Annotated in this window: 9 protein-coding genes; 7 read left to right on the forward strand and 2 right to left on the reverse strand. The window is 69.2% G+C overall.

Annotation, left to right across the window (positions count from 1 at the left end):
• Positions 1 to 120: 120 nt before the first annotated feature.
• Both ABZ194_RS08900 and ABZ194_RS08905 read left to right on the forward strand, forming a co-directional pair.
• Positions 121 to 1059: an SRPBCC family protein gene (locus ABZ194_RS08900; RefSeq protein WP_355593966.1), complete on the forward strand. Its 939-nt coding sequence runs from the start codon at positions 121 to 123 to the stop codon at positions 1057 to 1059.
• 623 nt (positions 1060 to 1682) lie between these two features.
• Positions 1683 to 2867, forward strand: coding sequence for a helix-turn-helix transcriptional regulator (locus ABZ194_RS08905; RefSeq protein WP_355593968.1), 1185 nt, complete (start codon positions 1683 to 1685; stop codon positions 2865 to 2867).
• A 163-nt stretch (positions 2868 to 3030) separates the two neighbouring features.
• Here ABZ194_RS08905 and ABZ194_RS08910 read toward each other — a convergent pair whose 3' ends face one another.
• Positions 3031 to 3246 carry a DUF5988 family protein gene (locus ABZ194_RS08910; RefSeq protein WP_355593970.1) on the reverse strand — a complete coding sequence of 72 codons (216 nt, stop codon included), beginning with the start codon at positions 3244 to 3246 and terminating at the stop codon, positions 3031 to 3033.
• A gap of 666 nt (positions 3247 to 3912) precedes the next feature.
• Between ABZ194_RS08910 and ABZ194_RS08915 the strand changes: the two genes are divergently transcribed.
• The 5 genes from ABZ194_RS08915 to ABZ194_RS08935 all read left to right on the forward strand — a co-directional run bounded on the left by ABZ194_RS08915 (position 3913) and on the right by ABZ194_RS08935 (position 11703).
• The gene (locus tag ABZ194_RS08915) at positions 3913 to 9195 is read left to right on the forward strand and encodes a type I polyketide synthase (RefSeq protein WP_355593972.1); all 5283 of its coding nucleotides are present in this window, start codon (positions 3913 to 3915) and stop codon (positions 9193 to 9195) included.
• A complete protein-coding gene (locus ABZ194_RS08920; RefSeq protein WP_355593974.1) occupies positions 9195 to 10043 on the forward strand; it encodes an oxygenase MpaB family protein in 849 nt (282 codons plus the stop codon). The genes ABZ194_RS08915 and ABZ194_RS08920 overlap by 1 nt, the downstream gene beginning before the upstream one ends.
• A complete protein-coding gene (locus ABZ194_RS08925) occupies positions 10040 to 11065 on the forward strand; it encodes a spirocyclase AveC family protein (RefSeq protein ID WP_355593976.1) in 1026 nt (341 codons plus the stop codon). The genes ABZ194_RS08920 and ABZ194_RS08925 overlap by 4 nt, the downstream gene beginning before the upstream one ends.
• 126 nt (positions 11066 to 11191) lie before the next feature.
• Positions 11192 to 11431, forward strand: a complete 240-nt coding sequence (locus tag ABZ194_RS08930; protein WP_355593978.1) for a hypothetical protein — start codon at positions 11192 to 11194, stop codon at positions 11429 to 11431.
• A complete protein-coding gene (locus tag ABZ194_RS08935; RefSeq protein WP_355593980.1) occupies positions 11428 to 11703 on the forward strand; it encodes a hypothetical protein in 276 nt (91 codons plus the stop codon). The genes ABZ194_RS08930 and ABZ194_RS08935 overlap by 4 nt, the downstream gene beginning before the upstream one ends.
• A gap of 29 nt (positions 11704 to 11732) precedes the next feature.
• Here the strand turns inward: ABZ194_RS08935 and ABZ194_RS08940 are convergent, their stop codons facing one another.
• Positions 11733 to 12677, reverse strand: a complete 945-nt coding sequence (locus ABZ194_RS08940; RefSeq protein ID WP_355593982.1) for a GNAT family N-acetyltransferase — start codon at positions 12675 to 12677, stop codon at positions 11733 to 11735.
• Between the last annotated feature and the right edge of the window lie 223 nt (positions 12678 to 12900).

Here is a 12900-nt window from a genome sequence, read left to right on the forward strand (position 1 = left end):
GAGCCCCGGGGCTCCGCCGGAGGGAAGGTGGTCTTTCCACCGGTGGGACGGGCAGACTGGTAGTGCCGACACGCGCGGTGGTGATGCCGTGTGGGCGGTGGACCGACAAGGAGCGGACCGATGGCGATGCGATTCGAGCACGAGTTCACGGTTCCGGTGCCGGTCGAGCAGGCGTGGTCGGCGCTGCTCGACGTCGAGCGGGTCGCCCCCTGCCTGCCCGGAGCCACCCTGGAGGCGGTGGAGGGCGACTCCCTGACCGGCCGGATGAAGGTGAAGGTCGGGCCGATCACGATCACCTACCGGGGCGAGGCGGCGTTCGAGGACGTGGACAAGGACGCCCACACCCTGACCGTCCGGGCCTCCGGCAAGGAGTCGCGGGGCGCGGGCACGGCCGCCGCCGCGGTCCTCGCCCGGCTGCGCCCCGAGGGGGCGGGCACCCGGGTCACCGTCGAGACCTCCTTCACCGTGACCGGCCGCCCGGCCCAGTTCGGCCGGGGTGTCATGGCCGAGGTGGGCGCCAAACTGATCGACAGGTTCGCGGTGAACCTGTCCCGGCTGCTGGAGGGCGGCGGCGCGGAACCGGCCGTGCCGGTGGAGAGCGCCCCGGAGTCACCGGCGGTCCCGGCGGTTCAGGAGGGCTCGGCGGTTCAGGAGGGCTCGGCGGGCTCGGCCGCGCCGAAGGCCCCGGAGCCCTCGAAAGCCCCGGCGAGCCCGGAAAGTGTGGCGATCTCGAAGGCTCCGGAGGACTTCGGGGGTGAGGTTCTCGGCGAGTCCTTCGGGCAGGGCGGGCCGCACCGCCATCTCAGCTCCGTCCCCCCGGCACGGGAGACCGCCGAGGCCGAGAAGGCCCGTGGCCGCGACATCCACCCGGCCGGCACCTCCCGGACCTCCCGGACCGCCGACGAGGAGGCCCTCGACCTCATGGAGATCGCCGGGCGCCCGCTGCTCAAACGCGTCGCCCCGCCGGTCGCCGTCCTGATCGGCCTCGTCCTGACCGGCTGGCTGATCCGCTGGGCGCTGCGCCACCGGAGCGACCGCGACCGCCCCGGCAAGCACTGAACTCTCCCCCGCCGGAACGGCTCAGTGAGCGAAAGCGTGGCTGTCGCGGCGCGGGGAGGGGCGTCGACGCGGCCCCACGACTGTGAGACGGTGGCGATCTGGTAGCAGTCCAATGACACTTCGCCTGTTCGCTCCAGATTCGGCCCGGGATCAGCCCCCTCGGCGCCGTATCCGCGGGGAGAGGCATGTTCAAGACGGCCGGCCGCGTCACACGGGAAGGACGCGAGATCACCTACCGCGTGCTGGGTGACGGGCCGCGCCCACCGTCTGGATCGGCGGAACCAACCTCGACGGACGGTTCCGGGTCATCGCCCAGGCCGCGGTGTTCGCCCCCGAGGGCGGTTGCCTGCTCGTGGACGCCGCCGGGGGCCGGCACGCCGAGCGGGAATGCCGGGAGAACGCCGGCCCAATCTTCCAACCTCGGTCGCGTCCCGTCACCTGTCCGATCAACCCCAAAAAAAGTTGGGAAACGGTACCAACCAGATTTGAGGGGCAAACCTGAAGACACAGATAGAGTGTTCAGACGGTTCCAGGTTGGCACAATTAAAATCTCAGATTTTCTGCGGTCGAACGGGCGATGGCGTATGGCCGAAAAAAGCAGGGGAAATCCGCCTGACGATCTGGTGAGTGGAGAGCGCATCGAGGCCGCCCGCCGCGCCAGGAAACTGTCACGACGAGCCCTCGCCGACCTCATCGGGTGCAGCGAGGAATGGCTCAGGCTCATTGAGAAGGGAAACCGGAAACTCGATCGGCTCTCCACCCTTCTCAAGCTCGCCGAAGTTCTTGAGGTGGAGGAGCTGTCCGAATTCCTCAGCGTCCCCACCAACCTACCTCTACCGCGCGCCGAAGCGGAGTATTCCGACATCGTCAACGTCCTGCTGCGTCTACGCGGGTCACCGGCCGAGGAGGTGCCGAGTGTCCACCGGTTGTGCGGGTACCTTTCGATGGCCTGGGACCTGTGGCAGCGCTCCCCCCGGCGCTACACCGAGACCCGCCGCGCCCTTCCCGGCCTGCTCCTGATGGCCGAGGCGTCGGCCGATCACGCCACCCCGGAAGACGTGGCCGCCACCGCGGTCAACCTCGTGCAGACCTACCGGCTGTTCTCGGCCTTCCTCCGCAAATGCGGCCAGCACGACCTCGCCCTGCTGGCCTCCGATCGCGCGCTGGTTCACGCCAGGCGCTCGACCGACCCGCTCATGACGGCGGTGGCCTACGGCGGGCTGGCCGAGGTGCTGATCCGGCTGGGCCGGGCCACCCTGGCCCGCGAGTTGTGCCTGGAAACGATCCAACGGGTCGATGCCCTCGACACACAGGGGCCCCAGGCCGTCTCGGTCGCGGGAGCCTGCTACCTGACCGCGGCTCTGGCCTGTGCCGCCGCGGGTGACCGGCTGCTCGCGGAGCAGATGCTGGAGTGGGCGCGGGAGAGAGGGGAACGGCTGGAAGCAGACCGGAACGACCTGCACTCCGCCTTCGGTCCCACCGATGTGGAACTGCACGCCGTACGGATCCATGCCTACCTCGGCCGGCACGGCCAGGCCATCAAGCTGGGGGAGAGTCTGGAGGTCGAGCACCTGTTCGCGCGAGAGCGGCAGGCCCGTCACTTCATCGCGCTGGCCGTTTCGCACGTGAGCGTCCACAACGCGACGGCCGCCGTCTTCGCTCTGCAGAAGGCCGTGCGCATCTGCCCGGAGGAACTCCGCTACGACCTGCTGGCGCGACAGGCCATATCGCTGCTGCACATGCAGAACAACGCGCTGATCAGGAGGGAGGTCCGGGATATCGCCCGCCTGGCGCAACCGGAGCGGTGATCCGCGGGCGGTTCTTTTCCCGGCGGCAGAATTCCTCTCTCCGCATGCGGGCCGACTGCCGCAGCCGAAGTGGTACGGCGGTTGCCGGCAAGGATAATGGGATGGACATGATACCCGTTGTCCATGTCGTGCGGGTTTTTCCCCGACGTGCGACGGCGCTTTTCTACTCCGCGATCCGGGTTCGCCCGGACCATTCGTAGACGGTCAGGGAACGGCCGTCCACATCGATGGTCCTGTCAGTCGGCACGAAATGTTCGTAGCCGTTGCCGCAGGGGATTTTGATCTTCTCGGCGCCGGGCTTGACATGGTGGACGCGCTGGTCGTCGGGCAGGCCGGCGGGGCCGCCCACGAGGATCACGTTGGGGATTTCGCCGTTCACGGCGCCACCCGCCGGGCCGGAACCTCAACCTCAAGACGTTGTCGGAGGCAGGAGACGAATTCCGTCGCCGGTCTCGGTTCTTCGACGCCTTCACCAGGGATCCCGATAAGGAATCCGCCGTCGTTCCTCATGTTTTCCTCCGTATGCTCTCCTCCGCCTTGGACAAGACGGCAAGCATCTCATCTTTTCTTCCTGAGGGGTCCAACAAAAATTGGAGAGGCTTGACCCACCGGATTTGCAGGGCAAATCAACGAAAACCGATACCGTCTCCCGGCGGCCTTGGGCGGGTACAACTAAATTTTTTCCAGGTCTTTCGGCGATCGAATGGGCGATGGCACACGGCCGGACTGGCGGGGAAATATGCCCGACGACCTGGCCGATGGTGAACGCATTGAGGCCGATCGCGGGCTGAATCGTGGCCGGCTCAAATGGAACGGTAAGGGAAATCTTCCTTGTCCGCGCGCCGATTGGATGGGCAGACTCATTTCTCTCTCACCATTATCGGCAAGGGTCATGGGGCGGGTGCGATATTCGTGCCGGTCGAGGTTTCTGCCGGATCGACCACCGCGTGATCGATCAGGCCGCCTCGGACCCCTCAGTCCCGAAAGCGTGACGGCTCATGTGCCCGTCCGCCGCGACGAGGTGAATACAGGATAGGAGTTCGCGATGTCGGCATCCGAAACAGAACCGATCGCGGTGATCGGAATGGGCTGCAGATTTCCCGGCGGGGTCCAGACACCGGGCGGTCTGTGGAGGCTGGCGGCCGAGGGGCGGCAGACGGCGGGGCCCGTACCCCCCCACCGCTGGGACGCGAAACGGCTGGCGGCCCTGCATGACCCGCGGCTTGAGGCTCCGGCGGCCGTCGGGTGCTTTCTCGAAGGAGACGTGTGGGCCTGGGAGCCGGAGGCGTTGTCGGTGGCCCCCACGGAGCGGGAGTGGGTGGATCCACAGTCACGGGTGATGATGGAGGTCGCCTGGGAGGCGGTGGAGCATGCCGGCATCCCCGTGAGCCGTGTCCGCGGCTCACGGACCGGTGTCTACATAGGGACGTACGCTCAGGACAATCTCTTCCGCGAGGCGCGCCCGGTCGAGGACGCCCCCAACAGCCCTTACCTGTTCGGGAACTACACGGCCGGCACCGCGGGACGCGTCGCCTTCGCGATGGATCTGCGTGGCCCGGTGATGGTGGTGAGCACACACTGCTCGTCGGGCCTGGTGGCGCTGGATGTGGCCTGCGGGGCTTTAACGCTGGGCGAGTGCGACATGGCGCTGGCCGGCGGCGTGCTGCTGATGCTCGCCCCACAGACCCACTACCTGGAGGCGCCGCTGCTGCTGTCGGGACACGGTGCCTGCTACGCCTTCGATCCACGTGCCGACGGGTACGTGCGTGGTGAGGGCGCCGGGGCCGTGGTTTTGAAGCGGCTCGCCGACGCCCTGCGGGACGAGGACCGGGTGCTCGCGGTGATCCGCGGAAGCGCGGTCAACAACGACGGGCAGTCGACCCGGCTCACCGCTCCGTCCACCGAGATGCAGCAGCAGCTGTTTCGGGCGGCGGTGGAGAGAGCGAAGATCGACCCGGGTGAGGTCGGCCTGGTCGAGGCGCACGGACCCGGCACCGGGGTGGGCGACCCGATCGAGTACACCTCGATAAACGCCGTCTACGGCAGAGGCCGGGGCCGATGCGCCCTGGGGTCGGTGAAGACGAACATCGGGCACTCGGAGCCGGTCTCCGGCATCGCCGGCTTCATCAAGACGGTGGAGTGCCTGCGCCGAGGCGTGATCCCGCCCAACCAGAACTTCGCACGGTGGAATCCGGGAATCGACCGGAAGACGCGGTCGCGGCTGTTCGTCCCCACCGAGCCGACCCCTTGGCCGGTCAAGGGCGCCTCCCGGCTGGCCGCGGTGTGTTCCTACGGTGTCAGCGGCACCAACGCGCATGTGGTCGTGGAAACGGCCCCCACCGCTCGAAGGCCGGCTGCCGCGAAACGGAGGCCCGCTCCGGGCACACGGCGGCTTTTCCTGCTGTCCGGCAACTCGGCCGAATCACTGGCCGCCTCCGCCTCCCGCCTCGCCGACTGGGTGGAGGGAGACGGCGCGTCGACGGATTTGGCGGACACCGCGCACACCCTGGCGATGCGCCGCGGCCACGCCGACCACCGCCTCGGGGTGATCGCGGACACCACGGACCAACTCGCCGGACGGGCGCGGGCGTTCGCCGAGGGCAGGGAAGCCGAGGGGACGGCGACCGGGACACCGGTGCTGCCGCCGGGACACCCGGGGCCGGTGTTCGTCTTCACCGGACAGGGCTCACAGTACCCGGGAATGGGCCGGAGCCTGCTGAACGACGAGCCGGTGTTCGCTCAAGTGATCGACGAGTTGGAGCCGCTGATCCGCGCGGAGTCCGGCTTCTCGCTTCGGGAGATGATCACGAAGCCGGAAGGCCCGGCCGGTGTCGACCGGATCCAGCCCACCCTGTTCGGCATCCATGTGGCGCTGGCCGCGCTGTGGCGCTCGTGGGGGGTGGAGCCGGCCGCGGTGATCGGCCAGTCGCTCGGCGAAGTGGCCGCGTCGGTCGTCGCGGGCGCGCTCAGCCTCGAAGACGGCGTGAAGGTGATCTGCCGTCGCGCGACCTTGCTGGCCCGCGTCGCCCACGGGGCGATGGCCTCGGTGATGCTCGGCGCGGCCGACACCCAGGCCGCGATCGACGCCGCCGGCGCCGACGGGGTCTTTCCGGGGGTCCTCACCGGCCCGCGCACAACGGTGATCTCCGGGGACGCGGCACAGGTCCGCGGCCTCGTCGAGCACTGGAACGCGCGGGGCGTGGTGGCCCGCATGATCGACGTCGGCGTCGCCTCGCACTCGCCACAGGTCGATCCCGTCATCGGCGAACTGCACGCCGTCCTGACGGAGGTGCGCCCCCACCGGCCCGGCGCCGTCGCCTTCTACACCACCGTCACGGACGACCCGCGCGCACCCGGCCCGCTCGACGCCTCGTACTGGGTGCGCAACCAGCGTGACACCGTGCACTTCCAGCGTGCCGTGACCGCCGCGCTGAGCGACGGCCACCGGCTGTTCATCGAGTGCACCGCTCACCCCCTCGCCTCCCGCCCCATCCTCGACATCGCCCGAGAGGAAGGCGTCGAAGACGTGGTGACCGTGGGGTCGCTGCGCCGGGACACCGACGACCAGGAGGCGTTCCTCACCCATCTGGCCGCCGTGCACGCCGCGGGCTTCGACGGCATCGACTTCACCACGCGTTACGGTGACGGGCGGTTGGCCGACGCGCCCACCACCGCGTGGAACCGCACCCGTCACGGAGGCGCCGACACCCCCTACGCGCTCGTCGCCCCGCACCTGCCCGCCGCCGTCCAGCACCCGCTGCTCGGCGGCCACGTCCACGACCCCGACCAACCGCGGCGCCACCTGTGGCAGTCCCCCATCGGCCCCCGGCGGCTGCCCTGGCTGGCCGACCACCGGGTCGCCGGCACCCCCGTACTGCCCGGCACCGGCTACGCCGAGATGCTGCTCGCCGCCGGCGCCGAGGCCTTCGGCACCGACCGCGTCGCCCTGGACGACCTGCGCGTCGTGACCCCGCTGGTCCTGGACCCCGAGCCACAGGTCACCACCCGTCTCATCCGGGGGGACGACCGGCAGGCACGCGCGGAGATCATCACCCGCAGTGCCGACGGCCTGCTCGTCCACGCTCACGCCACGGTGCGGGCTCTTCCCGGCGACAGGCCCCCCGCCGAAACGGATCTGCTCCACCGTCCCACCGACGCGTGGACCGACACACCCCCCGCCGACCTGCACCGGCACTTCCGTGAACGTCACGACGTCTTCCACGGCCCCGCCTTCGCGGCCATCGACCGCGTCCAGATCCATCCCGACCGCGACCGGGCCGTCTCCTCACTGCGCATAGACGACAGCGCCCGGGTCTCCGCCGCCGCGCTACGGCTGCACCCGGTACTCGCCGACGAGTTCGTCCAGACCGCGGTGGCCGCCTGGCTGGCGCACTGCCCCGTCAGCCCCGGCCCCGTCGTCGTCGCCGGATTCGACGGGATAAGCGTGTACGGCCCCACCGGGCACGCCCGTGTGGCCTCAGTCACCGTGCATCGGGCCGACGACCTGACCTGCCACGCCTCCGGTCTCCTGACCACCGCCGACGGCACCGTCGTCGCCGAACTGCGTGGCCTGCGTCTGACCAACATCACCCCACCCGAGCAGCGCTACGCCGACCGGCTGGCCCACCTCGACTGGCGTCCCGAACCACCCCTGGCGGACGTGAAGTCCACCGGTCAGCGATGGCTGGTCATCGCTCCCGCCGACACCCTCTGGGGTGAACGGCTCCACCGCATGCTCGGCGAACACACAGCCGGCAGCCGTCTGCTCCCCTATCTCCCCGAGCGGCACCCGGATCTCCCCGAGCAGCCCGTGGACGACGCGGCGCTCACCGCGGCGCTGAACGACGAGACCTCCCAGCCCCGCGGTCACGTCCTGCTGATCCTCGACCGTCATGACGCCCAGAGCCCGCCGGCCGCCGCTCTCAACGCCGTCCGCCGCACCCTCGGGGTGCTCCGGCACCTCGCGACCCGCACGGCGTCGACTCACCTGTGGGTGATGTGGCGCGGCGGTGAGACGCCGAGCGCCGCGGGCGTCCGCGGCCTGCTGCGATCCGCCGCCTTCGAACACCCCGAACTGCACGCCGGCAGCGTGGAGATCTCCGGCGACACCCCCCTGGAAGCCGTGCTGCCCGACCTGCTCGCCGCCGGCCAGCCGATCCGCGAGGTCGCCTGGCGTGACGGCGTCCGCCACCTCGCCCGCGTCCGCCCGGGACCGGCCGCTCCCTCACCCCTGAGGAGACAGACCACCCTCATCCGGCCCGACGGCAGTTACCTGATCACAGGCGGCCTCGGCGGACTGGGCCTGCTGACCGCCGGGCGCCTGGCCAAACGCGGCGCCCGTCACCTCGTCCTGGTCGGCCGCGGCAGCCCCACCCCCGACACCGCACGGGAACTGGAGAACATCGGCGCCATCGGCACCCGCGTCGACCTCGTTCTCGGAGACATCGCCGCGGCGGACGTCATCGACCGGGCCCTCACGGCGGCCTCCGGCTCGGGCGGTGTGCTGCGCGGCGTCATCCACGCCGCGGGCGTGGTCGAGGACGCCACTCTCACCAACCTCGACGACGAGCTCCTGCGACGGGTCTGGCGTGGCAAGGCCGCGGGCGCCTGGGCCCTGCACCACGCCACTCTCCGGCTGGACCTGGACTTCTTCGTCGTCTACTCCTCCATCGCCTCCCTGATCGGCTCCCCGGGCCAAGGCGCCTACGCCGCCGCCAACGCCTATCTCGACTCCCTCATCGCCCACCGTCGCGCCCACGGCCTGGCCGGCACCGGGATCAACTGGGGCGCCTGGTCCCAGGCGGGCCGCGGGCGGCACCTCGCGGACCGAGGTTTCATCATGATCAACCCGGATGACGGTCTCGACGCCTTCGAGCGCATCCTCGGCGAAGACCATCGCCAGGTCGCCTACTCCCCGATCGACCCCGTCCTGTGGACCGCCCCCTACCCCGCCCTGAAGAACTCCGCTCTCCTGGCCGATCTCCTGACCGGTCACCCGGTCTCCGCGGAACACGGCGGCTCGCCGATCCGTGACGCGCTCCTCGCCGCCGGCGGCCCGTCCGAACGTCACCGGACCCTTCAGGAGTTCGTCATCGGCCAGGTCCGCGAACTCCTCGGCGACACCACCCGGCACATCGGGGCCCATACAAGCCTGGTTCTCCTGGGTCTCGACTCGCTCGGCGCCGTCCAACTGCAACAGCGCCTGTCCAGCAACCTGCGCATCACCATCCAGCCCGGCGTCATCTGGACGAAACCCAGCGCCGCCGCTCTCACCGGCTGGCTCCTGGATCACATGACCCTGGTTCCCGACAGCGAGGTAACAGACTGATGGGCCGCTACAGCCGCCTGCGCTACATCCAGACCCTGGATCCGGAGCGCGACTACGAGGAGATCTTCCAGCTCACCACCCGCTACGAGTTCCCCTGGGACTACAACACCGGGTACTCCTTCGCCTTCATCACCGACTTCGTCATCCCCTCGATCACCCACACCCTCGCCTCGACCGGAGAGTTCGCCCATCACAGCATGAAGCGCTACGACGACACCATGCTGTTCCCCTTCGACACCCACCGCCACGGCATGGAAACCCCCGACGGACGCGCCACCGTCCGCGAGCTGAACCGGATCCATGGGCACTACGAGATCGACAACACCGACTATCTACACATCCTCGCCGGCCATCTGGTGTCCGCGATCGACTGGATCAACGCCTACGGCTGGCGGAGGCTGTCCGAGCCCGAAGAACGCGCCCTGGTCCTGACGCATCGTCGTCTCGGCCGGCTGATGGGCATCAAGGACATTCCCGAGACGTACGAGGGCTTCAAAGCCTGGCTCGAAGCCGACATCAAGAAGCGCGGCGCCTGGCACTACGCCAACAGCGCCATGGTGGGTTACGTCCTGGGCATCATCGCCGATCTCTGCCCACGGGGCACCGGGGCGATCGCCGCCCGGGGCATCGTCTCCCTCCTGGACGACGACATCCGGATCATGCTCGACCAGCCCAGGACGCCCGCCTGGTTCTCCGCCACCGTGCGCCGGGCCCTGCGCGCCCGGGGGCGCCTCCTGCGTCTCGCCCCGCCCCGCCGCCGCCCCTACATGCGCACCCCCCACTCCTACCCCCATGGATGGAGCCTGGAGCACCTCGGCCCCCGGCACCTGAAAGGGCGGGAAACATGACCACGTCTCATTCCCCGCGGGCCGACGCCCCCGTGGAAACGCGTCGGCGCACCCGGCCGGTCCTCTGGTTCGCCGCCATCGGCGTCGTCTGCACCGCCTTCGCACTTTTCGCCTGGACCGCCTGGATCGTCACAGGTCGCGCCATTCCTACCGCCACCGGCCCGACCCCGGTCCCGCTCGCCTATCAGATCGGCGCCTGGGCGATCCAGGGCATGTCGGTAGCGGCGATCGTCTGGAGCGTGGTCCACGTCGTCCGGCAGTGCAGACGACAGCGTCGCGTCACCTACGACGCGCTGGCCCTGATCGGCGGCACCCAACTCGCCTGGCTTGAGCCGTACATGAACTTCTTCAGACCCGCGGCCGAAACCTACAACTCCTACTACTTCAACCTCGGGTCCTGGGGGCCTTACCTGCCCGGATTCCTCAACCAGGAAAATTTCCGTGAACCACTTCCACTCCTCTACGAAATCGCCTACGGCGCATATTTTCTTCTTCTGGCGAAGTTCGGCTGCAGGGTGATGAACCTGTGCGCGCAACGCTGGCCTCACATGAGCAAGGCCGGCCTTATCGGATGCCTCTTCGCGACGTTTCTTATTATCGAGCCATTCGTCGACAACCTATATGTGCGACTCCATTTCTATCAGTTCTGGAACACGATTCCCGAGCTCACGCTCTGGAGCGGTGAGACCTACCAATACCCGATATATGAAGCCGTTGTGGCCAGCGCACTCTTCACCTCTTTTGGCGCTCTCCGCCATTTCCGCGACAACTACGGGAACTCTCTCGGAGAGCGAGGTGCCGATGAATCAACCAGGCCGCTCCTCCGTTCGACCGTGCTGCGCTTCTTCGGTGTCACCGGATGTCTCAACCTGGTGTTCGGCGCGTACGTATTCATCTACGCCTGGAGCAGCGTCTACGGCGGGCCGATTCCCGGCAACCCTCCCAGCTACATGCTCAACAACGTCTGCGGGGTGGGCGCGGAACAACCCTGCTCCGTGTCCAACGTCCCCATCACACGGTGAAACCCGGCTGGGCGGTCCGATCACGAACGAGTGGCGCCTTAGAGCTCTCCGGGCGGACTGCCCCGGCGGGCAACCTTTCGAAGGTGAACCCATATTCCATAAGACGGAGAACGTGTCCGGCCCATCATGACGCTCCTGGTGGCCCCGCCCATCGTCGTGATGGCCGGCTACGCCGGACCAGGGCGCGAGGTCTGGATGCTGGAGGGCTCGCTGAGCCTGCCCCACCGGGCCCAGCCCTGGATCCGCCTGCTGGCGGGCGTCGGCCTCGTCCACGTGTGCATGGTGGGCTTCGTCGTGCTGACACAGCTCTACACGCCGCTCACCTACCTCATCGACCTTCCCCCCTGGTTCGAGCGGCCGACATGATCACCGCGTCCTCCCGCGCGCGGCACGCCGTGGTGATAGGAGCCGGTATCGCCGGGCTCGCCGGGCTCGCCGCCGCGCGGGAGGACGCGACCATGTTCCGCGACCTCGCCCGCGTGACCAACCTGCTCGCCCACCCGGCGACGTTCGTCCGGCCTCGCCACCTGGCACGAATCCTGCGCTCCCGGCTCAGGACGACATCACGCCGGTTCGGCGCCCACCCCAAGGCGAGCCGGCGGAACGGCGCATCCGGCCCGCCCGTTCCCAGGGGGTGAGCGGCGCCCCCGTCCAGCCAGGTCGCGGGTCAGCTCCAGGTCATGTTGATCTCACGCTGGAAGTCGACGTATCCGGCACGTTCGAATGCTCGGGCCATCGGGACGTTTCCGATGTCCGTGGACGCGCGGATCCGTGGGACGTCCTGTCGCGCGAGGATCCTCGTGCCCTCGGCGAGCAGGTCGTCGATGTGGCCGTTCCCCCGGTGCGCGGGCAGGACGCCGACATAGGCGATGACCGGGTTGTAGCCGTTGTGGCTCGGGATGACGAATCCCACGGACTGGCCGCCGGGCGTCATCGCGATCCGCCACCGGTCCCGCGGGCCGGGGTAGAGCGCCAGCTCTCCGTCGTACTGCTCGGCCGCCACCCGCGCGGCCGGCATCCGGGTCAGCTCGGCGCGGCTGTGGGCGTCGAGGGTGCCCTCCAGGACGAGGGTCATCAGCTCGACGAGCTCCTCGCGGTCGCCGACCGGCCTGAACCTCAGGCGCCCGCTCCGCTCGGGAACCGGCGTCCCGGGACGCCACTCAAGGCGCAGCCGTTCGACGAGCAGCCGGGCGCCGGTCCGTTCCAGAACGGCTACGCGGTCTTCGACGGCACGTCTGGCCGTCTCGTCGTCGCGCCACCGAGGGGGGAGGAACCGGCTGTACTCAGGCGGATGGACGCCCGCCGGCAGGACCGCGCCCATCGCGGTCTCAAGCAGCCGGAGCCCGATGTCGAGGCGCTCCGGCTCATCTGTGGCGTCGTCGAGGTCGAAGGTGTCCAGCATGAACGGCGGGTCGCCCTCGCGCCGCGTCCACCAGGCCAGCCTGGCGGCAAGACGGTCTCCCCGCAGCGCCATCCACATCCACTCGGGCCGCCGGCGGCCGGAGTCGAGGTCGTGCGCCAATTCGTCGTTCAGGACGTAGGGCAGGCGGCAGAAGAGTTCGATTTCCTCGCGCCCGGTGATAGGGCGCATGATCAGGTCGTTGTGGGTCAAGGCACTTCCCTCTGGCAGGTGTGCCCGCTCGTCCCGGGGTCGGCTATCCGGCCGTACCCCGGGAGGGAACCGGCACGACGGTCATGGCGAGCATCGGCTTGTCCCTCCTTTCGCCGTTCAGGTCCGGCCGTCGGCGGCCGGGGGTTGGCGAAGTTCTATCCGACGTTTCCCCGGGTGCGCAAACCCTTTTCGCGCCCCGGGGCGCCGAAGCGGGGTACGAGAC

Origin of the sequence: Streptosporangium sp. NPDC006007 (genome assembly GCF_040614315.1) — a bacterium.
GTDB lineage: Bacteria > Actinomycetota > Actinomycetes > Streptosporangiales > Streptosporangiaceae > Streptosporangium.

Excerpts from the sequence above, each read along its gene's own strand:
- ABZ194_RS08900 (WP_355593966.1), top strand. The coding sequence starts at position 121 with ATGGCGATGCGATTCGAGCACGAGTTCACGGTTCCGGTGCCGGTCGAG.
- ABZ194_RS08915 (WP_355593972.1), top strand. The coding sequence starts at position 3,913 with ATGTCGGCATCCGAAACAGAACCGATCGCGGTGATCGGAATGGGCTGC.
- ABZ194_RS08920 (WP_355593974.1), top strand. The coding sequence starts at position 9,195 with ATGGGCCGCTACAGCCGCCTGCGCTACATCCAGACCCTGGATCCGGAG.
- ABZ194_RS08925 (WP_355593976.1), top strand. The coding sequence starts at position 10,040 with ATGACCACGTCTCATTCCCCGCGGGCCGACGCCCCCGTGGAAACGCGT.
- ABZ194_RS08930 (WP_355593978.1), top strand. The coding sequence starts at position 11,192 with ATGACGCTCCTGGTGGCCCCGCCCATCGTCGTGATGGCCGGCTACGCC.
- ABZ194_RS08935 (WP_355593980.1), top strand. The coding sequence starts at position 11,428 with ATGATCACCGCGTCCTCCCGCGCGCGGCACGCCGTGGTGATAGGAGCC.